The organism is Streptomyces antnestii, assembly GCF_004005495.1.
Classification (GTDB): domain Bacteria; phylum Actinomycetota; class Actinomycetes; order Streptomycetales; family Streptomycetaceae; genus Streptomyces; species Streptomyces antnestii.
Genome location: NZ_RZYA01000001.1, coordinates 372,900 through 397,525 on the forward strand (window position 1 = coordinate 372,900; position 24,626 = coordinate 397,525).

Below are 24,626 nucleotides of genomic sequence, written 5' to 3' on the forward strand. Positions count from 1 at the left end.
CCGCCCCCGCACTCCTTCGACCGCGTCGCCGCCGCGCCGCGCCGCGCACCTCGCGTCGCGGCGCTCGCGTTCCCCGCACCAGGCCCGCTCACCAGGGCGAGATCGGCCGGACGCCGATGCGGCGTCCCTCCTCGTCGAGCAGATGCCCCATGCGCTTGACCGTGTGCAGGCCCACGATGCGGTCCGTCACCGTCAGCGTGGGCAGCCGGGCGCACAGGGCGGTCTCCCGGCGCTGGATGTCACCCAGGTCGTGCACCCACAGCGTGGCGAAGACGTTCGCGGGACCCGTGACGGCCGCCACCACTCGGCACTCGGGGAGCGCGGCCAGCGTGCGGTGGACGGCGCCGATGTCGCGGGCCGGCACCCGGCCCAGCAGGGACACCGGGACGGGATGCCCGGCGAGCGCGTCGGCGATGTCGCAGCGGAACGTCAGGACCGCGGAGTCCGTGAGCCGGCGCAGCCTGCGGCGCACCGTCGCCGGGCTGGTGTCGGTCCGCTCGGCGAGTTCGGCGAGGCCGAGACGCCCGTCCCGCACCAGTTCGCCGAGCAGCGCCCGGTCCACCGGGTCGAGCCCGAGCCCGCTCACCGGCTCCTGCGCCGCCGTCTGACTGCCGAGCGCCGTGAGCTGCGAGGGGTCGAGGGAACGCAGCCGCCAGCGGCTCCCCTCCACGTACAGCGAGGTCGCGAGCAGGGCGCTCACCGACTCGATGCCCGGCAGCCGCTCCAGGCCCTGCGTGAGGAAGCGGCTGAGCGAGGGCAGGTCGGGGGCCAGCACGTCGAGCAGCAGGTCCGCGCTGCCGGGCGCCGTCACCTCGACCGTCACCGCCTCCGGGAGCAGCGTCAGCTCCGCGAGGAGCCGCTCCCGTTCCTGCGGACGGCAGCGCACCAGCACGAAGGCCGTGCAGCGGTTGCCGGAGAACTCACGGCCCGGCGCCGCGTACACCCACGCGAGCCCGGCGCCGGTCAGCCGCTCCCAGCGCCGCGCCAGGGTGCCCGCGGTCACGCCGAGCAGCGGCGAGAGCTCCGACCAGGACGCCCGGGGCCGCAGCTGGAGGGCGTTCACCAGGGCGAGGTCGAGCTCGCTGGCGGTGACCGTTTCTCGCATCACAAGCACTCCGTACGTACGAATCCATGAATATTCGGGGCCGTCCGCGCCTCGGCCCGCACAGTAGCGACCACATTCGGTTCCGGCCACCAGAACATCCAGAGGTGAAGCTGTGCCCACACGCATAACGGGAACGGGAACAGGAACGCGGCCAGGACGCGCGGGAGCGGTGAGCTCCGGCCCCGGCCTGCTCGCGACCATGGCCGTCGTCATCCTGTTCAGCGGCATCGTCCAGGGCTATCTGACCCCGCTCCTGCCCGAGGTCGGCAAGCGCCTGCACCTCGGTTCGGTCGGCCAGAACAACATCTACCTGCTGTTCCAGGTCGCCGCCACGGTGCTCACCCCGCTCCTGTCGCGCCTCGGCGACCAGCACGGACACCGCAGGCTCCTGCGGATCTCCCTCGCGATGGTGGCGGGCGGATCCCTCCTCATCGCCGTGTGGCCGTCCGCGACGGCCCTCGCCGTCGGCGTCTCGCTCCAGGGCGCCGTGGTCGGGTTCTTCCCGCTGCTCGTGGGCATCCTGCGGTCCCGCGCGCCCGAGCAGAACCGCAGGGGCATCTCCCTCCTCGTCGGCGTCCTGCTCATCGCGATCGGCGTGGGTGGCCTGGTGGCCGGCGCGCTCAGCGAGCGGCACGCGGTCGCCGGCCTGTGGACCGCCGTGCCCGTCGCGGCCCTCGCCGTCCTCGCGGGACTGCTCCTGCCCGACAGCGACACACCGCGCGGCGGCAGCTTCCACTACGGCGCCGCGGCCCTCCTCACCGCCGGTCTCGTCGCGCTCGTCCTCGTGCTCGCCCAGGGCGGCGCCTGGGGCTGGACGTCGCCCCTCACCCTTGGCCTGGCCGTCGTCGCCGTCGTCGTCCTCGTGGCCTGGGTCATGGTCGAACGCGCGGCGGCCGAACCCCTGGTCAGCGTGCGCATGCTCAGCAACCCGCGGCTCGCGGTCGTCAGCGCCCACACCTTCTGCGCCGCCTTCGGCACGATCGGCTTCCTCGGCGCCAACGCCTTCTTCCTCGGCTCCTCACGGGCCGAGACCGGCTACGGCATGGACCTGGGGCCGCAGGCCATCGCGACCGTCTCGCTGGCCATGGTCGTCGCCGGCTTCGCGGGCTCCACCCTGACCCCGCGCCTGGCCGCGCGCGCCGGGGACCGCGCCGTCCTCGCCCTCGGCGGAGCGCTGATCGCACTCGGCTTCCTCGGCATGATCCTCTTCCACGACACGCTCCCGCAGTACGTCACCTGCGCCCTCGTCGTCGGCCTCGCCACCGGCGTCTTCGAGTCGATCACCCGGTCCGTGTCGGCCGAGGTCGTCGCCGAGCACGAGACCGCCCTCGCCGTCGGCCTCAACGAACTGGCCCTCTCCCTCGGCGCGGCCATCGGCGCCGCCGTGATCGGCATGTTCTTCGCCGCCCACGTCCAGCGCGGCACCACGCACATCGCCGAGTCCGGCTACCTGTGGGGCTGGGGCGCGTGCGCCGCCGTGGCGCTCGCCGGCGCAGGCCTCGCGCTGCGCTACCGCACCCCGCGCGCCGAGGGCGCGACCCCCGTACGACAGCCCGAGACGAGCGGAGAACTCGCATGACGGACACCACCACGACCGCCCGCGAGACGGTCGCGGCAGCGGTACAGGCCGGGCGCCGGCAGCTCGTCGGGCTCAGCCACGGCCTGCACGCCGAACCCGAGACGGCCCTGGAGGAACACCGCGCCGCGGCACGGATCGCCGCCCTCATGGAGAGCGCCGGATTCACCGTCACCACCGGGGCGGGCGGCCTGCCCACCGCCCTGGTCGCCACCTACGGCACCGGCGACCTCGTCATCGCGTTCTGCGCCGAGTACGACGCCCTGCCGGGCATCGGCCACGCCTGCGGCCACAACGTCAACGGCGCGGCGGCCGTCGGCGCCGCGCTCGGACTCGCCGCCGTCGCCGGCGAACTCGGCGTCACCGTCAAACTGATCGGCACCCCCGCGGAGGAGGACTTCGGCGGCAAGGCGATTCTCCTCGACGCCGGTGTCTTCGACGACGTGGCCGCCGCGATGATGGTGCACGCCGACGCCCACGACAGCGTCGGCGCCTCCTCCCTGGCCATCGGCGCCTGGGACATCACGTACGACGGACAGCCCGCGCACGCCGCGATCGCCCCCTGGGAGGGAGTCAACGCGCTCGACGCGATGACCCTCGCCCACATGGCGATCGGCCTGCTGCGCCAGCAGCTCCCGCCCGGCGTCGTCGCGCACGGCATCGTCACGGACGGCGGCCAGGCCGTGAACGTCATCCCGGCCCGTACCGCCGCCCGTTACGAAGTGCGGGCCCGCACCCTCGAACAGCTCGAAGAGGCCTGGCGGCGGATCCGGGCCTGCTTCGAGGCCGGGGCCCTCGCGACCGGCGCGACGCTCGAAGTGCGCGCCCACGGACGGGACTTCGCCGACCTGCGGCAGGACCCGTTCATGTCGGACGCGTACGAGGCGGCGGCCCGCGGGCTCGGGCGTACCGTGCTGTCGCGACACGGCGAGAGCATGGCGTCGACGGACATGGGCAACGTGTCGCACCTGGTCCCCACCATCCACCCCACCGTCGGCTACGACACCGGGGGCGCGAAACAGCACACCCCGGAGTTCACGGCCTACGGCACCACCCCGGGCGCCGACCTCGCGGTCCTCGACGGCGCGACGGCCCTCGCCCTCGTCGGCGTCGACCTCGCCACGTCCGGGGCGCAGCGCGACCGCCTGCTCGACGGCGTACGCAAGCGCCGGGCGAACCGCGATTAAGGGGTGTCGCCCTGGTCGGCGGCCAGCGGTGCGAACAGGTCGACCCCGTTTCCGTCCGGGTCGAGCACGGTGGCGTACCGCTGGCCCCAGAACGCGTCCCACGGCTTGAGCTCCCCGTCGTACCCGGCGGCGAGCAGCTCCTCGTAGACGGCGTCCACCCCGGCCGCGTCGCCGCAGTCGAAGGCGAGGCCGTGCCGGGAGGCGCCGCGGGCGGGTGCCCGCCAGGACGGGTGGAAGGACCTGACGGTCTCCTCGGTGTCGAGCAGGACGCGCAGGCCCCCGGGCAGGACGGCCTCGGCGTGCGGCTGCTCCTCGGACCCCGCGGGGAACGCGAGGCCGAGGCGGCGGTAGAAGGTGACGGCGGCGGCCATGTCGGAGACGACGATGCCCACGGCGTCGAAGCGTGCGGTGATCTCGGTCATGGCCCCACCGTAGGGACGCGAACGCGCCCGGGTCTTGAACGAATCGGACACCGCCGCCGCGCCGTACCCGGAGGTCAGCGGCGGAGCGCCGCCGCGAGCGTCGCGATCCGGTCGGGGCCCACCCGGCAGCAGCCCCCGATCAGGCGCGCCCCGGCCCGCTGCCAGCCGCTCACGCGGTCGGCGGTGAACGTCGCCTCGCCCCGCCAGCCGCGCGCCCCCGCGTCCCAGGACTCGCCGCTGTTCGGATAGGCCACGGCCGGCTTCCCGGTCACGCGCGTGGCCAGCGCCACCGCGGGTTCCACGTCCTCGGGGGCGCAGCAGTTGACGCCCACCGCGACGACCTCGTCCGCGTCGGCGGCCAGTGCGAAGGCCTCCTCCAGCGGCTGCCCGGCCCGCGTCCGGCCCCCGGCGACGCTGTACGACAGCCACGCCGGGACGCCGAGCCCCCGCACGGCCCGCAGCAGGGCCCGCGCCTCGTCGGTGTCCGGCACGGTCTCCAGGGCGAGGATGTCGGGCCCGGCCGCGGCGAGGGCCTCCAGGCGCGGCCGGTGGAAGACTTCGAGCTCGTCCACCGTCAGGCCGTAGCGGCCCCGGTACTCCGAACCGTCGGCCAGCATCGCCCCGTACGGCCCCACCGACGCGGCCACCCACAGCGGCCCGTGAACCCCCTTCGCCGTCGCGAGCCGGGCCGCCTCACGGGCCAACTCGACGCTCTGCGCGAGGAGTTCGGCTGCCCGATCGCGTGGGACACCGCGCCGGGCGAACCCCTCGAACGTCGCCTGGTAGCTCGACGTGATCGCGACCTCCGCCCCCGCCTCGTAGTACGCGAGGTGCGCGGCCACGATCGCCTCGGGCCGCTCGGCGAGCAGCCGCGCCGACCACAGCTCGTCGCTCAGGTCGTACCCGGCGGACTCCAGCTGGTTGGAGAGCCCGCCGTCCAGGACGACCGGGCCGGCGGCGAGGGCTTCCGTGAGTGAGCGAGGCGTCATACGACGACGCTAGCCGACCCGTGGACTCCTGGACCCTCGTCCTCCGGTCAGCGCTTGAAGGCGACCGCCGCGTACACGTTGATGTCGTCGTCGGTGACGTCGTTGATGTCGCGGTACATGGTCTGCTCGATCGGGTCGAGGCTCTCCACGTACGCCGCGTCGTGGACCTTGTCCGCTTCGCGGTCGGACACGTGGTCGGGCCGCCAGTGGTGGGCGGGCACGATGCCCGGCTCGACGATCTCCAGGCCGTTCTCCGTGAAGAACCGGCGCACCTCGTCCGCCGAACGCAGCACGAACGTGAAACCGCGCTCGTGGTACGTCCGCGCCACCTTGGCGATGTTCTCCGCGTTCAGGTCGGAGGTCAGATGGCTCAGGAACAGCGCGCTGCCCACCGGCAGCGCGTCCACCAGGCTGCGCACGATGTCGTACGCCTCCGCGTCCTCGATGAAGTGCAGGATCGCCACGAGGCCGAGCGCGACGGGCACGTCCAGGTCGATGGTCCGGGCGGCCTCCTGGAGGATCTTCGCCGGGTCGCGCAGGTCCGCGTCGATGTACGCGGTCGCGCCCTGGGGGCCGCTGGCGAGAAGGGCGCGGGCGTGCGCGAGGACCACCGGGTCGTTGTCGACGTAGACGATCCGCGACTCGGGCGCGACGCGCTGGGCGACCTGGTGGACGTTCTCCTGCGTCGGCAGGCCCGTGCCGATGTCCAGGAACTGGCGCAGGCCCGCCTCGCGCGTCAGGTAGTTCACCGAGCGCCGCATGAAGTCGCGGTTGTGCCGCACGTCGAGGTAGCCGCGCGGGTTCGCCGCGAGGGCGGCGGCCGCCGCGTCCCGGTCGGCCGCGTAGTTGTCCTTGCCGCCGAGGAACACGTCGTACACCCGCGCCGGATGCGCCTTCGAGCTGTCGATCCGCTGGTGCAGCCGCTCGGCGGAGTCGTGCGTGGGAGCGTCGTCACCCATGAAGGCCATCCCCTTGTAGCTGGTTCGGTGGTGGGTCGTTGTTCGGGTTGTTGCAGGGACAACAACCTAGTCCCTACGGGCATGTATTCGTGATCAACTCCCGTGCGGTCGTGCTCACTCCACCGCCGAGAACGTGAAGGCGAACGTCGCCGGGGCCACGTCGAGCACGTGCCGCGGCAGCGGGCCCGGGCCGCAGGACTGGGAGCCGATGCCGTGCAGGGCGTGGTCGAGGTTCACCCAGAGCGTGTCCCCGGCCACCAGGTCCGTGCGGTGCCCGGCCGCGTCAAGGCGCTCCGTCGTCCAGCGGCGGGCCGTGAACCAGAACTCCGGTTCGCCGTCCACCCGCAGGCCGCCGATCTCCACCCGGCGCACATCCGCCCGCGCACCGTTCTCCTGCGGACGCACGTACGGCGTCTGGAGGTTGTCGACGGACGCCTCCCACCGGCCGAGCAGCGACGCCGCCCGCGTGTCCGGATAGGCCTCGCCTGGCCCGCCCCCGAACCAGCGCGCGTGCGTCGCCCCGGACGGGAGGCCGAGCCGCACGCCCAGGCGCGGCAGCGGCACCCGCCAGTCGCCCTCGGGCGTCACCGAGACCGTGAGCGTGAGGCGGCCCGCGTCGTCCGCCGTCCAGCGGTACTCCGCGCCGAGCCCGAACTGCCCGGCGGCGGGCGCCACCCGGGTTCGCACGGTCAACGCATCGGATTCCAGGGCGACTTGGTCCCGCCGGTGCCGCATCCGGTGCAGGCCTGCCGCGCGCCACTGCGGGCCGAACCGCCGGCCCGCCTGCCAGTCGGCGCCGTTGTCGTTGTCCGTCGGCGCCCGCCATATGTCCAGGCGCAACCCCGCGACGGGCACCGGGCCGACCGCCCGCAGGTCGCCCGTGCGCGCGTCGAAGACGGCCGGGCCGAGCGTGATCACGTCCGCGCCCCGCACCGGCGCGGCGCCGCTCGCGGAAACGACCGACTGCCGCCCGGACACGGGCAGTTGACCCCACGCGACCAGGTGGCCCCGGTCCGCCCACGCCGTGTCCTCGGCCAGCACCGCCCGCACCGTCCACCCCGTCTCGGCGCCCCGCGGCGCGTCCGGCGGCGCGGGCAGCTTGACGTCCGCGCTCCGGCCGGGCGCGAGCGGCGGCACGGCGAGCCGACCCGACTCCACCGGCTCGCCGTCCGCCTCGAACGACCAGGAGAACGAGAGATGCCCCAGGTCCGCGAAGTCGTGCCGGTTCGTGACGCGGACCGTGCCGGCCGGCCCGTCGCCCTCGATCAGGACCGGCTCGACGACCTTCTTGTACTCGGCGAGCCCGGGGGACGGCGTGCGGTCGGGGAAGAGGAGACCGTCGCAGACGAAGTTGCCGTCGTGCAGCTCCTCCCCGAAGTCGCCGCCGTACGCGTACCCGTACCGCGCGTCCCTGATCCCGTGGTCGATCCACTCCCAGACGAAGCCGCCCTGGAGGCGTTCGTACGTCTCGAAGAGGCGCTGGTACTCGGAGAGCCCGCCGGGTCCGTTACCCATGGCGTGGCCGTATTCGCAGAGGATGAACGGGAGTTGGCGGCGCGTCGCGGGGCCGTCGTCGTCCTCGTGCCTGCCGATGCGCTCGACCTCGGCGTGGTCCGCGTACATCCGTGAGTAGACGTCGGTGTCGGCGCACGACGGGTCGCCCTCGTAGTGCAGCGGGCGCGACGGGTCGCGGTCGCGGATCCACCTGGCCATCGCGCTAAGCCCCGCGCCGGTTCCGCACTCGTTGCCGAGCGACCACATGACCACCGAGGCGTGGTTCTTGTCGCGCTCCACCATGCGTGCCGCGCGGTCCAGGAGCGCCGGGGTCCAGCGCTCGTCGTCGACGGGGTTCCCGCGCCATCCGTCGTGTGTGAAGCCGTGGGTCTCCAGGTCGCACTCGTCGATCACCCAGAGCCCCAACTCGTCGCACAGGTCGAGGAAGGCGGGGTGCGGCGGGTAGTGCGAGGTCCGCACGGCGTTGATGTTGTGCCGCTTCATGAGGAGGACGTCGTGGCGCATCGTCGCCTCGTCCACGGCCCGGCCGCGCTCCGGGTGGAACTCGTGCCGGTTCACCCCGCGGAAAAGGATCCGCCGCCCGTTCACCTTGAGGACGCCGTCCTCCACGGCGACGGTGCGGAATCCGGCGCGGAAGGGGACGGTCTCGCCGCCCGGCGTGGCCAGTTCACCCGCGTACAGGCGTGGCGTCTCCGCCGTCCACGGCTCCACGGGCACCGTCACCGCTTCCCCGGCCGGCACGTCCACACCCAGCTCGGGCACGGTGACGCGCCCGCCCGCCCCCGCCTCGACCCGCAGCGTGCCCAGGCCGGTGCGGTGGTCGTACGCGGTGTGCACGAAGAAGTCGTACGCCGGGCCGTCCGGCCGGTGCCGCAGCGTGACCGCACGGAAGACACCGGGCAGCCACCACTGGTCCTGGTCCTCCAGGTACGAGCCGGACGACCACTGGTGGACGCGCACGGCGAGGACGTTGCCCGCCGGCCGCAGCAGCCCTTCCACCGCGAACTCGTGGGGGAGCCGGGAGCCCTTGAACTCCCCGAGCTCCTCGCCGTTCAGCCAGACCCGCGCGCACGACTCGACGCCCTCGAAGCGCAGCACGGACGCCCCCGACGCCGGCCAGTCGTCCGGCAGGCCGAAGACGCGCAGATGATCGCCGGTCGGGTTCTCCGTCGGGACGCGCGGCGGGTCGACGGGGAACGGATAGCCGGTGTTCGTGTACGCCGGTGCCCCGTACGCCCCCTCGCCCTGGAGCACCCAGTGCCCCGGCACCGTCAACTCCGGCCAGCCCGACGCGTCGTAGCCGGGGAGCGCGAAGGAGTCGTCGTGGGCGTCCGCCGTCGCCGAGAGCCGGAAACGCCACCGGCCGTCAAGGGACAGTGACGCGGCGTCGGAGGCGGCGTACCAGGAACGCGGCGCGACACCGCCGGTCCCGGGGGACACCTGCTCGTAGTAGGGGAGTGCCTCGTAGTAGGGGAGTGCGGAGTCCTCGGGGCGGGACGGCGCGGAGCGGTTCACCTGGGAGCGGGACACCTCGACGACGCTAGGGCCGCCCGCCCGCTTCCGACAAGGGTTCCGGCAAGGGGTGGGGGAAAGCGGCGCGCGGAGGCGTCCCCGCCCGCGAGGCGGTGATCGTCACGGAGTAGCGTCCGACCGCATGACCCAGACCGAGACCCCCGCGACGACGCTGTCGCGCACGCTCCCGCAGACCGACCGCACCCGGCACAGCCGGCTCCGCGAGCAGGGCAGCCTGGAGCGCTCCGACCTCGAGGCGATCCTCGACGCCGGATTCGTCTGCCACCTCGGCGTCCTCGTCGACGGCCGCCCCGTCGTCGTCCCCACCGTCTACGGCCGCGACGACACCAGGCTCTACCTGCACGGATCGGTCGCGAGCCGCAGCCTGGCCGCCGACCCCGACGCCCCCGTCTGCGTGACCGTCACCCACGTCGACGGCCTGGTCCTCGCCCGCTCCGTCTTCGAGCACGGCGTGAACTACCGCAGCGCCATGATCCACGGCGTACCCCGCGCGATCACCGACACGGACGAGAAACTGGCCGGCCTGCGCCGTCTCACGGAGCACGCGACCCCGGGCCAGTGGACGTACGCCCGGCAGCCCAGCCGCAAGGAGCTCGCCGCCACCACCCTCCTGGAGCTGTCTCTCGACGAGGCCTCCGTCAAGATCCGTACCGGCGCCCCCGACGACGGCGACGGGCCCGACGCCGCCCTCGGCCTCTGGGCCGGCACCCTGCCCCTGACCTCCCGCTGGGGCGCGCCGACCGCCGACCCGCTGCTGCCCCACGGCATCAAGGCGCCCGCACACATCGTGGCGCGCGCGGGGACCCGGCACGCCTGACCGGCCACCGGGGGCATACCGTGAGTTCTCGAGCAGTGAAGTTCCGGGAGCTGAGGAGAACGGGATGCAGAGCCGCACGGCGCTGGTCGAGGACCTGATGGAGCGCTTCCCGCACGTGCCGCGGGAAGCGGTGTTCAAGGAGGACCTGCTGCGCGGCGGCGTCGCGTTCGACAAGTCCGCGCTCAGCGACAACGAGTCGGGCGACGTCAAGCCGAAGTCGTACTTCATCTTCTCCTTCGACCACGGCACGCTCCCCGAGCTCGGCGAGGCCGCCCTGCGCCGCCCGCCGGAGGAGATCATCCTCACCGGCGGCCCCTACGACCTGCGCCGCACCGTCGTCTCGGTCCGCGTGAACCCGTCGTCGCCGTACCGCGTCGCGGCCGACGAGGACGGCATGCTCGGGCTCTACCTCGACGGGAAGCGGATCTCCGACGTCGGCGTCCCGCCGATGCCCGAGTACTACCGGCACAAGTTGTCCAACGGGAAGTCGGTCATGGAGGTGGCCCCCACCATCCAGTGGGGCTACCTGATCTATCTGACCGTCTTCCGGGTCTGCCAGTACTTCGGCGCCAAGGAGGAGTGCCAGTACTGCGACATCAACCACAACTGGCGCCAGCACAAGGCGGCCGGCCGCCCCTACACGGGGGTCAAGGACGTCGACGAGGTCCTGGAAGCCCTGGAGATCATCGACCGCTACGACACGGCGAAGACGTCCACCGCCTACACCCTCACCGGCGGCGCCATCACGTCCAAGCTCCAGGGCCGCGACGAGGCCGACTTCTACGGCCTGTACGCCAAGGCCATCGAGGAGCACTTCCCCGGCCGCTGGATCGGCAAGGTCGTCGCGCAGGCGCTGCCCAAGGACGACGTGCAGCGCTTCAAGGACTACGGCGTCCAGATCTACCACCCCAACTACGAGGTGTGGGACCGCCGCCTGTTCGAGCTCTACTGCCCCGGCAAGGAGCGCTACGTCGGCCGCGACGAGTGGCACAAGCGGATCCTCGACTCGGCGGAGATCTTCGGCGCGCGCAACGTCATCCCGAACTTCGTCGCGGGCGTCGAGATGGCCGCACCCTCCGGGTTCACCACGGTCGACGAGGCCATCGCCTCCACCACCGAGGGCCTGCGCTTCTTCATGTCGCACGGCATCACGCCCCGCTTCACCACCTGGTGCCCCGAGCCCACCACGCCGCTCGGCAAGGCCAACCCGCAGGGCGCGCCGCTGGAGTACCACATCAGGCTGCTCCAGGCGTACCGGCAGACGATGGAGGACTTCGGTCTCTCCTCGCCTCCCGGCTACGGTCCGGCGGGCGCGGGCCGCGCGGTGTTCTCCGTCAGCTCGTTCATGGACAGCCTGGCGCCGGAGCCGGCGCAGGCCGGCTGACCCCGGCGCACCGGACGGACGCTCAGGCCGTGCGCTCGCCAAGCACCGCGAGCGCACGGTCGGCGTGGGCGCTCATCCGGAACTCGCTCCGGACCACTTCGAGGACGGCGCGGTCCTGCCCGATGACGAACGTGGCCCGCTTCGTCGGCGCGAGCGAGAAGCCGCGCGTGACGCCGAACCGCCCGCGCACCTCGCCCTCCGGGTCCGAGAGCAGCGGATACCCGAGCGTGTGCTTCCCCGCGAACTCGGCCTGCCGCTCCACCGGATCCCCGCTGACGCCCACGAGCCGCGCGCCCACGGCCGCGAACTCGGCGGCGAGATCCCGGAAGTGGCAGGCCTCGGCGGTGCAGCCGGGCGTCATGGCGGCCGGGTAGAAGAACAGGACGACGGGCCCCTCGCTCAGCAGCCCGGACAGCGAGGTCGGGGTCCCGCTCTCGTCGGGCAGGGTGAAGTCCTCGACGGTGTCGCCCACTTCGACGCGCTTGCTCATGACCGGCCTCCGGAGTCTCGGCGACCCAGGAAGGGTCGGGGTTCCGAGGCGCGACCTTACTGGACGGTAAATATCTCCGGGAAGCGCCCCGGCCACGACAGTCTCCGGGGCTCCGCTATCCGTCGACCCGCTGCGGCACCCCCCCAAGGGTTGTCGTCGCGCAGCGGTGGCGGCAGGAGGTGCGGGGGCCACGACTGGTAGGCCACCGGGCGGAGGAACCGCTCGATCGCGGCCGTGCCGACGGAGGTCGTGGTGGGCGCGGTGGTGGCGGGGAAGGGGCCGCCGTGCTGCATCGCGTGGGTGACGGAGACCCCGGTGGGCCACTCGTTCCACAGCACCCGGCCGCTGCGCTCGGCCAGCGCCGCCGTCAGATCGGTGAGTTCGCCGCCCTCGTGGGGCTCGCCGTGCAGGGAGGTGGTGAGCTGCCCCGGCAGAGACGCGATCACGGCGGCGACGTCCTCGAGGCGGTCGTACGTCACGACCAGACCGAGCGGCCCGAAGCACTCCGTGGCCGCCGCCCCGATGTCACCGGCGAACGTGTCCAGGTCCATGGCGAGCAGCCTCGGGCCCGCCGCTGCCTCGTCATCGGGCCAGACCAGCTTGCGTGTCGACGGAAGCGACGCGAGCCGGCGCGCTCCGTCCACATAGGCGGCGCTGATCCAGTCGCCGAGCATCGGCGCGGCCGGGGCCGCCCGCAGTCGCCGTACGATCTCGTCCACCGGCCCGTCGGCGGGCGTGAACAGCAGGCCCGGGTTGGTGCAGAACTGTCCCGCGCCCAGGGTGAGCGAACCGACGTAGCCCTCGGCGATCTCCGCACCACGGGCGCGGGCCGCTTCCGGGGTCACCACGACAGGGTTGACGCTGCCCAACTCGCCGTAGAACGGGATGGGTTCGGGGCGATCGGCGGCGATCCGGGCGAGCGCCAGGCCGCCGCGCTCGGAGCCGGTGAACGCGGCGGCGCGCAGCAGCGGGTGGCGCAGCGCGTCCACCCCGGCCTGCTCGCCCTCGATCAGCCCGGACACGCCCTCCGGAGCGCCGGCCCGGGCCAGCGCCTTCTGGACGATGTCGGCGGTGCGGCGGGACAGTTCGAGGTGGCCCGGATGCGCCTTGACGATCACGGGGCAGCCCGCCGCCAGAGCCGACGCGGTGTCGCCGCCGGCCACGCTGAAGGCGAACGGGAAGTTGCTGGCCCCGAACACCAGGACCGGGCCGAGCGCGGTGCGGTAGCGGCGCAGCTCGGACCGTGGCCCGGTGGGCCACTGCGGGTCGGCGCGGTCGATACGGACGTCGAGGAACGTGCCGGCCCGCAACTCCTTGGCGAAGAAACGCAGTTGGAACGCGGTGCGCTTCAGTTCGCCCGTGAGGCGGGGCGTGCCGAGGTGCGTCTCGGCCCCGGCGAGCGCGACCAGCTCCGCCTGCTCCGCCTCCAGGGCGTCGGCCGCGGCGTCCAGGGCGTGGGCGCGGGCCGTCGGCGCCGCCCCGGCCCACTCCCTGGCAGCGGCGGCGGCCGCGGTCACGGCCAGGTCGGGGTCGCGCGCGACGGTGTTCATGGTGCTTCCTCTTCTCGTCGATTCCCTTGAAAACAGGGCGAGTTGCTATGCGTCGTCGGGGAGCTCGTCCCGCGCCGGGGCGTGGGGCTTGTTCTCCTCCGAGTGGCGGACGCCGAAGGAGAAGTAGACGATCAGCCCGAGCACCATCCAGACGGCGAAGCGCACCCAGGTCACCCAGTCGAGGTTGGCGATCAGCCAGAGGGAGAAGGCCACGCCGATCGCCGGGACCAGCGGCACCAGCGGGGTGCGGAAGGAGCGCGGCAGATCGGGGCGCGTGCGGCGCAGCACCACGATGGCGATGGCGACGACGGTGAAGGCAGCCAGGATGCCGATGTTGGTGAGGTCGGCGGCCTCCCGGATCGGCAGGAACCCGGCGATGACCGCCGAGCTGACGCCCACCGGCCAGATCACCCGGGTCGGTACGTGCCGCGTGGCGTGGTTCTTCGCGAAGTAGCGCGGCAGCAGCCCGTCGCGGCTCATGGAGAACCAGACCCGGGAGACCGCCAGCATGTTGGCGAACGCGGACGTGGTGATGCCGATGATCGCGCCGACCGCGACGACGATGCCGAGACCGCCGAGGCCGACGGAGCCCAGCGCACTGGAGAACGGGCTCTTGGTGTCGATGTCGCGGTAGTTCTGCATGCCGAGCAGCACGACACAGACCAGCAGATAGATGACGGCCGCGATGGCCAGGGAGATCACGATCGCCTTCGGCAGCACCTTCTTGGCCTCGGCGCTCTCCTCGGCGGCGGCGCTCATCGCGTCGTAGCCGTAGACGGCGAAGAACGCGGTCGCGGCGCCGGTGAACGCGCCGCCGATCCCGAAGGGCAGGAACGGCGAGTAGTTGCCCGCGGAGATGTGGAAGGCGCCGGCCACGACGACGAGGGCGACGATGCCGAGCTTGATGACCACGAGGATCGTCTCGAAGCGCGCCGACTCCTTGGTGCCGCGCGAGAGCACGAAGGCGAGCAGCAGGCAGAGCACGGCGGCGAACAGGTCGACCTTGTGGCCGGACCCGGTACCGGGCGCGCCGAGCATCCAGGACGGCAGATCGATCCCGATCCGCTCCAGGATGTACGAGAAGTAGCCGGACACCGCGATCGCCACCACGGCGACGATGGCCGTGTACTCCAGGAGCAGGTCCCAGCCGATGAGCCACCCGACGATCTCGCCGAGCGCGGCGTACGAGTACGTATAGGCGGATCCGGCCTTGGGGACGATGCCGGCGAATTCGGCGTAGCACAGTGCGGCGGCGGTGCTCGCGATGATGGCGACGAGGAACGAGATCAGTACGCCGGGACCGGCGTCCTCGTGGGCGACGACGCCGGCGAGCGAGAACACTCCCGCGCCGACGAGACCGCCGAGGCTCAGGGCGACGAGCTGCCACAGTCCCATGGTCCGGCGGAGCCCGCCCGTGCTCTCCTCCTCGGAGGAGGAGACGGGCTTGAGGCGGAAGATTCCTTGCCGGGAGAACAGTCCGCCACTGGAGGCCGTTCTTTCCGGGCGTATTACTGGAGTCGAGCGGGACAATTGGGGGTCCCTCCGTGAATACGTAGCGGGCGCGGGGACGGACGGGCGCGCCCCTGGAGACGGGGCACGCCCGTGGGGGCGCTTTTACGGGGTTCTCAGCGCACGAACACGGAGTTCTCAGAGCACGAAACCGTGCGGGAACGGGTCGCTCGGGTCGAGCAGATAGTTCGCGGTGGCGGTGATCCACGCCCGGCCGGAGAACTCGGGGACCACGGCCGGGAGTCCGCCGACCTCGGCGGTCTTCAGGAGCCGGCCGGTGAACCGCGTGCCGATGAACGACTCGTTGACGAACTCGGTGTCGAGCGGCAGTTCGCCGCGCGCGTGCAGCTGGGCCATGCGAGCGGAGGTACCGGTGCCGCACGGGGAACGGTCGAACCAGCCGGGATGGATCGCCATCGCGTTGCGGGAGTGCCGCGCGTCCGACCCCGGGGCGATGAACTGCACGTGCTTGCAGCCGCCGATGAGCGGGTCGGCCGGGTGCACCGGACGGTTCTGCTCGTTGATCGTCTTCATGATCGAAAGGCCGGCGGCGAGGATCTCGTCCTTGCGCGCCCGGTCGAACGGCAGCCCCAGCGGGTCGAGTTGGGTGATGGCGTAGAAGTTCCCGCCGTACGCCATGTCGTAGCGGATCTCGCCGAGGCCGGGGACCTTGACCGTCGCGTCGAGTTCGAGCGCGAACGACTCGACGTTGCGCAGGGTGACCTTCTCGGCGCGGCCGTCGGTGACCGTCACCCGTGCCTCGACGAGCCCGGCGGGCGTGTCCAGACGGACCACGGTCTCCGGCTCGGTGACCTCGACCATCCCCGTCTCCACGAGGACCGTGGCCACGCCGATGGTGCCGTGGCCGCACATCGGGAGGAAGCCGCTGACCTCGATGTAGAGCACGCCCCAGTCGGCGTCCGGGCGGGTGGGCGGCTGGAGGATCGCCCCGCTCATCGCCGAGTGCCCGCGCGGCTCGTCGACCAGGAACCGGCGCAGCCCGTCCAGGTGCTCCATGGCGTGACGGCGGCGCTCGGCCATCGTGTCGCCGGGGATGCGGCCCACCCCGCCGGTCACGACGCGGGTGGGCATGCCCTCCGTGTGCGAGTCGACCGCACTGATCGTACGGACCGACCTCATCGCGCGGACTGCGCTTCGAGCGCGGAGACGGCGCGGGCCATGTCGGCCTCGACCTGCTCGCGCATCCGCGCGGTGAGCGGGCCGCGCGGCGGGCGGCAGGGGCCGCCGAACCGGCCGACCTGCTCCATGCCGAGCTTGATGGCCTGCACGAACTCGGTGCGCGAGTCCCAGCGGAACGCGGCGACCAGCGGCTCGTACAGGGCGCGGGCCTCCTCCAGCTTGCCGGCGGTGGCCAGTTCGTACAGGCGGGCCGACTCGGCGGGGAAGACGTTCGGGAAGCCGGCGAACCAGCCGGTGGCGCCCATGAGCAGGCTCTCCAGGACGACGTCGTCGGCGCCGCTGATGATCTCCAGGCCGGGGGCCCGCTCCTTGATCTCCAGGACGCGGCGGACGTCGCCGGAGAACTCCTTGACGGCGACGACGTTCTCGATCTGCGCGATCTCGCCGACCAGGTCCGGGGTCAGGTCGACCTTGGTGTCGATCGGGTTGTTGTAGACCATGACCGGCAGGCCGACGGAGGCCACGGCCTCGAAGTGGGCGAGGACCTCGCCGCGGTTGGCGCGGTACATGGTCGGCGGCAGGCACAGCACCCCGTCGGCGCCGTCCTCGGCGGCGATCTCGGTCCAGTGCCTGGCCTGGTGCGAGCCGACGCCGTGCACGCCGACGACCACGACGCCCGAGTCACCGACCGCTTCCTTCGCGGTCTGCGCGACCTTGCGGCGCTCGTCGTCGGTCAGCGAGGAGTACTCGCCGAGCGAGCCGTTCGGGCCGACGCCGCGGCAGCCGTTCTCCACCAGCCAGCGGCAGTGGTCGGCGTACTTGTCGTAGTCCACGGCAAGGCCGGCCGGGGCGGACGCGTCCTCGTAGTAGGGGAGGGCGGTGGCCACGACCACGCCGCCGAGGGACGGCGACTGCTTCGTGTTCTTGTTGTCGCTCATGAACTCTGCTCCTGAGTCAGGGAATTGGCAGTTCAGAAGAGATCGAAAGGTCAGAAGAGATCGAAAGGTCAGAAGAGATCTAAAGGTCAGAGGTGACGAGGGGCCGAGCCGTCGGCGGCCGGTTCGGAAGGTGCGGCCAGTTCGCCGAGCCGGATGGGCTGGGCGATCGGACGCCGGTGCGGTACGGGCGCCGGCAGTCCCTCGGCCGGCGGCTCCACGGGCGCGCCGGAGAGCCGGGTGTTCAGCTCGGCGACCGTCGGGCCGCAGATCCGGGCCTGGCAGGGGCCGAGCCCGGCGCGGGTCTCCAGCTTGGCGACCCGCGCCGAGGCGCTCTCCGGGCGCGTGGCGGCCCGGCAGAGGGAGGCGTAATCGGCCTCCTCGCAGCGGCAGATGACGGTCTCGGGGCGCAGCCAGCCGGACCAGGCCGCGCCGATCGGGTGTGCGCGGGCCAGACGCGCGGCGAACGCGCGGCCCTGGTCCCGGCCGCGTCGCAGCGGCCGCAGCGCGGACGCCCGCGGGTCGCCACCGGCGGCGAGCCACCCGGCGAGCGCGCCCTCGGCCCGCGCGGCCGGGGCGCCCGCGATGCCGGTGATCTCACCGGCCGAATAGACGCCGGGGACACTCGTGGCCTGGTCGGCGTCGACCTCCACGAACTCGCCGCCGGGACTGGTGCGCAGCGCGCATCCGGCGGCCACGGGCAGCTCCAGTTGCGGGCTGAAGCCGTGCGTCACGCACACCGCGTCGACCGCGACCGTGCGCTCGCTGCCCGGTACGGCCGACCAGTCCGCGCGCAGCCGTGCGGTCACGACCTCCTCGACCCGGCCGTCGCCGCGCGCCTCGATCACGGTGCGGCCGGTGCGGCAGGGCACCCGGTGACGGATCAACAGGGCGGCGTACTCGGCGAGTTCGCCGCTCTTGCCGGCCTGGGCGGCGAGCTGCCAGGGGCGCCGCGACCAGCCGCGGGCGACGGTGCCCCGCGTGTTGGCCTCCAGGACTTCCAGGACCCGGGAGCCCGCTTCGAGGAGCGAGGCGGCCACGGGCAGGAGGAACGGCCCGGTGCCCGCGACGACGACACGGTCGCCGACCACGACCCGCTCGCCCTTCGCGAGGGCCTGCGCGGCGCCGGCGGTGAAGACTCCGGGCAACTCCCAGCCGGGGAACGGCAGTACGCGGTCGTGGGCACCGACCGCGAGGACCAGCGCGTCGGGGTCGAGGGTCAGGCGGCGCCGGCCCCCGCCGTCCACGGGGCCGTGCAGGACGTGGACGCGCGGCGGGCCGGGCCGCTCGGGGTCCGGGCGTTCGAGCGCCCACACCGAGGTGTCGGACCACCAGGCGCACCGGGGGCGGGTGAGCACCCGGCGGCGGCGCCGGTCGAAGGCCCGCCATCCGTGGTGCAGCACCTCCGGACGGGCGGCGTCGTACGCCTCGGGCAGCATCCGGTGGTACTGGCCGCCGGGCCGGTCCGACGCGTCGATCAGCGTCACCCGGGCACCGGCGCTCAGAGCGGCCTCGGCGGCGGCGAGACCCGCGGGGCCCGCGCCGACGACCACGACATGACGGTGCGTCATCGCTCCTCCGTTCCGGGGGCCGGCTCGGCGTCCTGCCTGCTCTGGGTCGTCACGACGTCGCCGTCCAGGGCGCGGCGGCGGCAGGCACGTACGTCGCGCTCCTCGCCGACCGTCACGAGACAGTCGAAGCAGACGCCGATCCCGCAGAACACCCCCCGGGGCGCGCCGGATCGGCCCCGGCGCCAGGCGAGCCGGTCGTCGGCGAGCAGGACGCCCGCGATGGTCTGGCCCGCGATCCCGTCGACCGGCTCGCCGTCGACGGTGATCCGCAGGGGCCGGTCCTGCCGCCCGACGGCGTCGGACCCGGCACGGACACGTCGGGGGCTCATGGCGACTCCTCACTCACAGAACGTGCGGTGGTGCCCAGCACGGCCGGGCGGTCCACGCGGAACGGGTTCGCGTCCAGGTCCGTCGGCTCGCCCAGCATCAGATTCCGCAGCAGCCGCCCCGTGCCCACGGACAGACCGATCCCGGCGCCCTCGTGACCGCCCGCGTGCCACAGGCCGTCGAGGCGCGGGTCGGCGCCGATGACGGGGAGATGGTCGGGGACGTACGGTCGGAAGCCGCCGTAGGCGCGCATCACCGCAGCCCCGGCCAGCGTCGGGAACAGGCGCAGGGCCTTCGCGGCGACGGCCGAGAGGACCTCGGGGCGCAGCCGGTCGTCGAAGCCGACCCGGCGGCGCGACGAGCCGATGAGCACGCTGCCGCCACGCGTGGACTCCACGACCGCGGAGGTCTGCAGATCCCCGGCGCTGCTGCCGACCGCGCCCACGTAGTCGGCGTCGTAGACCTTGTGGAAGACCATCGGCGGCAGCGGGGCCGTCACGAGGACGTCGCCGCGGCGGGGTCGCACGTCGACCGGTGCGCCGAGTCGGGCCGACAGTTCGCCGGACCAGGGGCCGGCGGCGTTGACGAACCAGTCGGCCTCCAGCGGACCGGCCGAGGTGCGGACGCCGGTGATCCGGCCGCTCCGGGTGACCGCGCCGAGCACCTCGCAGCCCGTGCGCAGCGTGGCTCCCGCGGCCAGCGCGTCGCCGAGCAGGGCGGCGGCTGCTCCGGCGGGCTGCACCTGCGCGTCCTCGGGGTAGTGCAGGGCCGCCGTGTGCTCGCGGGTGGCGTACGGCTCGGCCTCGGCGAGCGCTTCGGCGTCGAGGACGTCGGCGCGTACGCCCACCGCACGCTGGTCGGCGGCGAAGCGGGTCAGCCCGTCGGCGCCGGCGTCGGTGGTCGCGACGACGATGCCGCCCTTGGGCTCCCACTCCACGGCGTGCGCCGCGGCCACGGAGCGTTCGGCGACGCCGGCGAGCACCTGCGGCCACAACGTCCTTGACAGCTGGGCCAGTTCCAGCTCCGGCCCCGGTCCCTTGTCGGAGACCAGTACGTTGCCCTCGCCGTGCGAGGTGGTCGCGGACGCCGCGCCGCCGCGGTCGACGACGGTGACCTCGAGTCCGGCCAGAGCCAGCTCGCGAGCGCAGGCGGCACCGACGATCCCGGCACCCAGCACCGCCACTCGTGTTCCGTTCATCGAACCCTCCGTGTTCGGTAAAGCGAACACCTGGAACGTACGGCGGGGGTTCAGAACGTGTCAACGGTCACGTCGGATCGATTTTCTCGGGCCGCCCCGACCGTGTGGTCAAGTGTGGTCACTCCGCCGCGGAAGCGGGTACGGGTGCGGAGGTGTCCAGGGTCGGATCCGACAGGTGGAGCCGCTGATCGGCCCGGTACTGCAGCAGGAGGACCGAGTGCACGTCGCCGTCGAGCGCTGTGTAGCTGTGCGGGGCCGCGGCGTCGAAGCCGACGTAGTCGCCCGGGCCCAGCTCCACCTCGTGCCCCTCGACCTGCACCCCGAGCCGGCCGGTCTGCACGATGGTGTGCTCGGTCCCGACATGGCCGAGCGACTCCTGCCGGCACTTCGCCCGTACCCGCTGGTCGAAGACCTCGAAGACGGCGTCTCCGGTCTCGATCCGCCGTAGTGGACGCAGATCGACGCCCTCGCCGCTGAGCACCTCCACCTCCTCGGCGCGGACCACGGTCAGGTCGCCGGGAGGGCGGGCGTCCAGGAGGTCGGAGACCGCCACCTCCAGGACGCGAGACAGGCTGAACACCGTCTCGATGGTGGGGTTCCCCGTGCCGGACTCCAGCTGCGACAGCGTCGCCTTGCCGATCTTCGAACGCCGGGACAGCTCGGAGATCGACAGCCCCCGCTCGGTCCTGGCCCGTCTCAGATTGGTGGCCAGCATGCCCCGGATCGACTTCGCGGAGTCGCTCACGTCTCTCCCCTTCTCTTCGGTCTGCGTTCGATATAACGTACGGGCGCATCGTGTAGCCGTTCGCTATGCAGATCAGCATCGGGCTTGCCTCACAGGTCCGCAAGGACGTCGTCCGAGTGGGGCAGGCGGTGGTGGACGGCTGCTCGGGCACGTGAGCACGGACGTGCAGAAAAAAAGGGTTGGCGTCGCGGCATGCCGGGCTCGTATGGTCGCCACGCCGTCGAGTGAGCATGACCGCTCGCACACACAGGAGGTGAGGACCGTGATGACTGTCGTTGAGCTGGGCGTTGCCCGGATCCAGAAGTTCGTCCATCCCACCCCTGTGGTCTCCGGCTGATCCGTTCTCTTTCGTGTGCGCCGACGCGCACCCGGTCGGGGCCACCCTGTGAAGGGTTCCCCTTGAATTCCTCTTCTTCTCCGTTCTCTTCTGCTTCGTTCTCTTCTGCTTCGCCGCACCCGCTCGCCGCGTACGGCTGGGACGCGGAACGCGAGTCGGAGTTCGTTCCGTACGCCGGGCAGGGCCTCCTGCCCGGACGTGTCGTCCGGGTCGACCGCGGGCAGTGCGACGTCGTCACCGCCGACGGCGTCGTCCGCGCCGACACAGAGTTCGTCGTCCCCCGCGACCCGATGAAGGTCGTGTGCACGGGCGACTGGGTCGCGCTCGACCCCGAAGGCGCCGATCCGCGCTATGTGCGGACGCTCCTGCCGCGCCGTACGGCGTTCGTGCGGTCCACGTCGTCGAAGCGGTCGGAGGGCCAGATCCTCGCGGCCAACGTCGACCACGCGGTGATCGCCGTCTCGCTCGCCGCGGCACTCGACCTCGGACGCATCGAACGGTTCCTGGCCCTCGCCTGGGAGTCCGGCGCCCAGCCCGTCGTCGTCCTCACCAAGGCCGACCTCGTCCCGGACGCCGTGACCACCGCGTATCTCGTGGCCGATGCGGAGGCGGCGGCGCCCGGCGTCCAGGTCCTCGCGGTCAGCGCCGAGCGGGGCGAAGGCATGGACGTCCTCGCCGCGCTCCTCGGCGGCGGCACGTCCGTACTCCTCGGCCAGTCCGGAGCGGGCAAGTCGACGCTCGCGAACGCGCTGGCCGGCGCCGACGTCATGGACGTGCACGCGGTCCGTGACGTCGACGGCAAGGGCCGCCACACCACGACCACCCGCAACCTCCTGGTCCTGCCCGCCGGCGGCGTCCTGATCGACACCCCCGGTCTGCGCGGCGTCGGCCTCTACGACGCCGAGGCCGGGGTCGGGCAGGTCTTCGCCGAGATCGAGGCCCTGGCCGAGGGGTGCAGGTTCCATGACTGCGCCCACGACGCCGAGCCGGGCTGCGCCGTGCTCGCTGCGCTCGGGGACGGGACCCTTGCGCAACGCCGACTCGACAGTTACCGGAAGCTTCTGCGTGAGAATCGGCGGCTGGCCGCGCGCACGGATGCGCGGCTGCGGGATGAGATGCGGCGGGTTTGGAAGATGCGGGGTGCGCAGGGACGCGCCGCTATGGAGGCGAAGCGGGGCGGGTGGCCTCTGTAGGGTGCGGCTTTCGTCGTGGCTGATCGCGCAGTTCCCCGCGCCCCTGAAGGCGAGCGGCTTCGCCGCTCGGCCTTCATCGGGGAAATGCGGCACGCAGTGCCTGCATTTCAGGGGCGCGGGGCCGTGTCCATCAGCGGCTCCGCCGCGGGGCGCGACCAGCCCCCACCGACCCGCAGTCGACGCCGCACCCAACGCCCTGTCCGATTTCCGCCAGCCGAGCGCCCCCGTACGCGTTCACACTGGTACACATGAGCGCAGAAGAAGACACCCGCTATGAAGCCGTCCGCAGTCGTGACGCGCGCTTCGACGGGGAGTTCTTCTTCGCCGTCGAGACGACCGGGATCTACTGCCGCCCCAGCTGCCCCGCCGTGACGCCCAAACGCAAGAACGTCCGCTACTACGCCACCGCCGCGGCGGCGCAGGGCTCCGGGTTCCGGGCCTGCCGCCGCTGCCGGCCCGACGCCGTGCCGGGTTCGGCCGACTGGAACGTGCGCGCCGACGTCGTGGGGCGCGCCATGCGCATGATCGGCGACGGAGTCGTCGACCGCGAGGGCGTCGCCGGGCTCGCCGTGCGCCTCGGGTACAGCGCCCGCCAGGTGCAGCGCCAGCTGACCACCGAGCTGGGTGCCGGCCCCGTCGCCCTGGCCCGCGCCCAGCGCGCCCACACCGCGCGCGTCCTGCTCCAGACGACCGGCCTGCCGATCACGGAGATCGCGTTCGCCGCGGGCTTCGCGAGCGTGCGGCAGTTCAATGACACGATCCGCGCGGTGTACGCCCGTACGCCCACGGAGCTGCGCGGCGAGGCCCCCGCGAGCCGGGCCACCGCCACCGCGGCCGGGATCCCCCTGCGCCTCGCCCACCGCGGCCCGTACCAGGCCCGCCCCCTCTTCGACATGCTCGCCCGCGAGGCCCTGGACGGCGTCGAGGAGATGACCGGCACCCCGGGCACCCGCACCTACCGCCGGACCCTGCGCCTGCCCTACGGCACCGGCGTCGTCTCCGTCGACGAGCGGACCCGTGCCACGCCCGCGAGCCGCGCCGCCCACCACGGCGGCTGGCTCGACGCCCGCATCCACCTCACCGACCTGCGCGACCTCACGACGGCGGTGGGGCGCCTGCGCCGCCTCTTCGACCTGGACAGCGACCCGTACGCGATCGACGAGCGCCTCGGCGCCGACCCGGCGCTCGCCCCGCTCGTCGCCGCCCGGCCCGGCCTGCGCTCGCCGGGCGCCGCCGACCCCGACGAACTCGCCGTACGGCTCCTCGTCGGACCCGCGGCGGCGGCACGGCTCGTCGAGCGGTACGCGAAAGCCCTCGACGCACCCTGCGGCGCGCTCACCCATGTCTTTCCCGCGCCGGACGACCTCGCGGGCGAACCGGGACCCCTCGGCGCGCTCGCCACCGCCCTCGCCGACGGCGCCCTGCGCCTCGACCCGGGCGCCGACCGCGACGACGCCGAGAGCGCCCTGCGCGCCCTGCCCGGCGTCGACGCCCGCACCGCCGCCCTCATCCGCATGCGGTCCCTCGCCGACCCGGACGTGGCCCTCCCCGGCGAGGACCAGGACCAGGACCCGGTGCCGGACACCTGGCGCCCCTGGCGCACGTACGCACAGCAACACCTCTGGACACAGCGACAGTTGGAGAAGACGACATCATGACCACGTACTACACCGTCATCGAGAGCCCCGTCGGTGAACTCCTGCTCACCGGCGACGAGTCGGGCGCCCTCACCTCCCTGTCCGTGCCCGGCCAGAAGGGCGGCCGCACGGTGCAGCCCGGGTGGCGCCGCGCGCCCGAACGGTTCACGGACGCCGAGGAACAGCTCGCCGCCTACTTCGCGGGTGAACTCAAGGAGTTCCACCTGGAGTTCAGCACGGAGGGCACCGAGTTCCGCGAGAAGGTGTGGGCCGCACTCGACGCCGTGCCGTACGGCGCGACCACCACGTACGGGGCCGTCGCCGCGAGCATCGGCGCCTCCCGCGCCGCCGTCCGTGCCATCGGCGGCGCGATCGGCGCCAACCCGCTCCTCATCGTCCGCCCCTGCCACCGCGTGATCGGGGCCGACGGCTCCCTCACCGGCTACGCGGGCGGCCTGGAGCGCAAGCAGCACCTCCTCGCCCTGGAGACGGGCCGGGCGTCATGAC

General features: G+C 73.0%; 21 protein-coding genes. 7 read left to right on the top strand and 14 right to left on the bottom strand.

What is annotated here, in order from left to right; translation table 11 throughout:
• Positions 1 to 88 precede the first annotated feature (88 nt).
• On the bottom strand, positions 89 to 1,105 hold the full coding sequence (locus tag EOT10_RS01555) for an Lrp/AsnC family transcriptional regulator (RefSeq protein WP_189490969.1): 1,017 nt from the start codon (positions 1,103 to 1,105) through the stop codon (positions 89 to 91).
• A 169-nt stretch (positions 1,106 to 1,274) separates the two neighbouring features.
• Between EOT10_RS01555 and EOT10_RS01560 the strand changes: the two genes are divergently transcribed.
• The gene (locus EOT10_RS01560) at positions 1,275 to 2,684 is read left to right on the top strand and encodes an MFS transporter (RefSeq protein WP_223280700.1); all 1,410 of its coding nucleotides are present in this window, start codon (positions 1,275 to 1,277) and stop codon (positions 2,682 to 2,684) included.
• Positions 2,681 to 3,868 carry a M20 family metallopeptidase gene (locus tag EOT10_RS01565; RefSeq protein WP_127826181.1) on the top strand — a complete coding sequence of 396 codons (1,188 nt, stop codon included), beginning with the start codon at positions 2,681 to 2,683 and terminating at the stop codon, positions 3,866 to 3,868. Before EOT10_RS01560 ends, EOT10_RS01565 begins: the two co-directional genes overlap by 4 nt.
• On the opposite strand, the gene EOT10_RS01570 is transcribed toward EOT10_RS01565, so the two are convergent.
• The 4 genes from EOT10_RS01570 to EOT10_RS01585 all read right to left on the bottom strand — a co-directional run bounded on the left by EOT10_RS01570 (position 3,865) and on the right by EOT10_RS01585 (position 9,193).
• Entirely contained in the window at positions 3,865 to 4,290 is a 426-nt protein-coding gene (locus tag EOT10_RS01570) for a VOC family protein (RefSeq protein WP_189490972.1), read from the bottom strand. The genes EOT10_RS01565 and EOT10_RS01570 overlap by 4 nt on opposite strands.
• 74 nt (positions 4,291 to 4,364) lie before the next feature.
• Complete coding sequence (mmuM, locus tag EOT10_RS01575) at positions 4,365 to 5,279, bottom strand: homocysteine S-methyltransferase (protein ID WP_127826182.1); 915 nt, start codon at positions 5,277 to 5,279, stop codon at positions 4,365 to 4,367.
• A gap of 47 nt (positions 5,280 to 5,326) precedes the next feature.
• Positions 5,327 to 6,238, bottom strand: coding sequence for an SAM-dependent methyltransferase (locus tag EOT10_RS01580; protein WP_127826183.1), 912 nt, complete (start codon positions 6,236 to 6,238; stop codon positions 5,327 to 5,329).
• Between the two features lie 114 nt (positions 6,239 to 6,352).
• Complete coding sequence (locus EOT10_RS01585) at positions 6,353 to 9,193, bottom strand: glycoside hydrolase family 2 TIM barrel-domain containing protein (RefSeq protein WP_223280777.1); 2,841 nt, start codon at positions 9,191 to 9,193, stop codon at positions 6,353 to 6,355.
• 214 nt (positions 9,194 to 9,407) lie between these two features.
• Here EOT10_RS01585 and EOT10_RS01590 point away from each other — a divergent pair, with 214 nt between their 5' ends.
• Together EOT10_RS01590 and EOT10_RS01595 are read left to right on the top strand one after the other, a co-directional pair.
• Positions 9,408 to 10,103 (top strand): pyridoxamine 5'-phosphate oxidase family protein, encoded by a 696-nt coding sequence (locus EOT10_RS01590; protein ID WP_127826184.1) that lies wholly within the window; start codon positions 9,408 to 9,410, stop codon positions 10,101 to 10,103.
• A 64-nt stretch (positions 10,104 to 10,167) separates the two neighbouring features.
• Positions 10,168 to 11,487 (top strand): radical SAM protein, encoded by a 1,320-nt coding sequence (locus EOT10_RS01595; RefSeq protein WP_127826185.1) that lies wholly within the window; start codon positions 10,168 to 10,170, stop codon positions 11,485 to 11,487.
• Positions 11,488 to 11,509: 22 nt separating this feature from the next.
• Here the strand turns inward: EOT10_RS01595 and EOT10_RS01600 are convergent, their stop codons facing one another.
• The 9 genes from EOT10_RS01600 to EOT10_RS01640 all read right to left on the bottom strand — a co-directional run bounded on the left by EOT10_RS01600 (position 11,510) and on the right by EOT10_RS01640 (position 20,952).
• Positions 11,510 to 11,977: a peroxiredoxin gene (locus EOT10_RS01600; RefSeq protein ID WP_127826186.1), complete on the bottom strand. Its 468-nt coding sequence runs from the start codon at positions 11,975 to 11,977 to the stop codon at positions 11,510 to 11,512.
• 56 nt (positions 11,978 to 12,033) lie between these two features.
• Positions 12,034 to 13,527, bottom strand: coding sequence for an aldehyde dehydrogenase (NADP(+)) (locus EOT10_RS01605; RefSeq protein WP_127826187.1), 1,494 nt, complete (start codon positions 13,525 to 13,527; stop codon positions 12,034 to 12,036).
• Positions 13,528 to 13,572: 45 nt separating this feature from the next.
• Positions 13,573 to 14,922, bottom strand: a complete 1,350-nt coding sequence (locus EOT10_RS01610) for an amino acid permease (protein WP_431313245.1) — start codon at positions 14,920 to 14,922, stop codon at positions 13,573 to 13,575.
• Positions 14,923 to 15,174: 252 nt separating this feature from the next.
• The gene (locus EOT10_RS01615) at positions 15,175 to 16,176 is read right to left on the bottom strand and encodes a proline racemase family protein (protein WP_127826189.1); all 1,002 of its coding nucleotides are present in this window, start codon (positions 16,174 to 16,176) and stop codon (positions 15,175 to 15,177) included.
• Positions 16,173 to 17,114 carry a dihydrodipicolinate synthase family protein gene (locus tag EOT10_RS01620; RefSeq protein WP_127826190.1) on the bottom strand — a complete coding sequence of 314 codons (942 nt, stop codon included), beginning with the start codon at positions 17,112 to 17,114 and terminating at the stop codon, positions 16,173 to 16,175. Before EOT10_RS01620 ends, EOT10_RS01615 begins: the two co-directional genes overlap by 4 nt.
• Before the next feature lie 86 nt (positions 17,115 to 17,200).
• On the bottom strand, positions 17,201 to 18,682 hold the full coding sequence (locus tag EOT10_RS01625) for an FAD-dependent oxidoreductase (RefSeq protein ID WP_127826191.1): 1,482 nt from the start codon (positions 18,680 to 18,682) through the stop codon (positions 17,201 to 17,203).
• On the bottom strand, positions 18,679 to 19,011 hold the full coding sequence (locus EOT10_RS01630; protein WP_127826192.1) for a (2Fe-2S)-binding protein: 333 nt from the start codon (positions 19,009 to 19,011) through the stop codon (positions 18,679 to 18,681). The genes EOT10_RS01625 and EOT10_RS01630 overlap by 4 nt, the downstream gene beginning before the upstream one ends.
• Complete coding sequence (locus tag EOT10_RS01635; protein ID WP_127826193.1) at positions 19,008 to 20,207, bottom strand: NAD(P)/FAD-dependent oxidoreductase; 1,200 nt, start codon at positions 20,205 to 20,207, stop codon at positions 19,008 to 19,010. Before EOT10_RS01635 ends, EOT10_RS01630 begins: the two co-directional genes overlap by 4 nt.
• A gap of 118 nt (positions 20,208 to 20,325) precedes the next feature.
• Positions 20,326 to 20,952, bottom strand: a complete 627-nt coding sequence (locus tag EOT10_RS01640; RefSeq protein ID WP_223280701.1) for a helix-turn-helix domain-containing protein — start codon at positions 20,950 to 20,952, stop codon at positions 20,326 to 20,328.
• 399 nt (positions 20,953 to 21,351) lie between these two features.
• On the opposite strand from EOT10_RS01640, the gene rsgA reads away from it, so the two are divergent.
• The 3 genes from rsgA (at position 21,352) to EOT10_RS01655 (ending at position 24,625) form a co-directional block, all read left to right on the top strand.
• Complete coding sequence (gene rsgA, locus EOT10_RS01645) at positions 21,352 to 22,482, top strand: ribosome small subunit-dependent GTPase A (RefSeq protein ID WP_127826194.1); 1,131 nt, start codon at positions 21,352 to 21,354, stop codon at positions 22,480 to 22,482.
• A gap of 248 nt (positions 22,483 to 22,730) precedes the next feature.
• Complete coding sequence (locus tag EOT10_RS01650) at positions 22,731 to 24,140, top strand: DNA-3-methyladenine glycosylase 2 family protein (protein ID WP_127826195.1); 1,410 nt, start codon at positions 22,731 to 22,733, stop codon at positions 24,138 to 24,140.
• Positions 24,137 to 24,625, top strand: a complete 489-nt coding sequence (locus EOT10_RS01655; protein ID WP_127826196.1) for a methylated-DNA--[protein]-cysteine S-methyltransferase — start codon at positions 24,137 to 24,139, stop codon at positions 24,623 to 24,625. Before EOT10_RS01650 ends, EOT10_RS01655 begins: the two co-directional genes overlap by 4 nt.
• Position 24,626 lies beyond the last annotated feature (1 nt).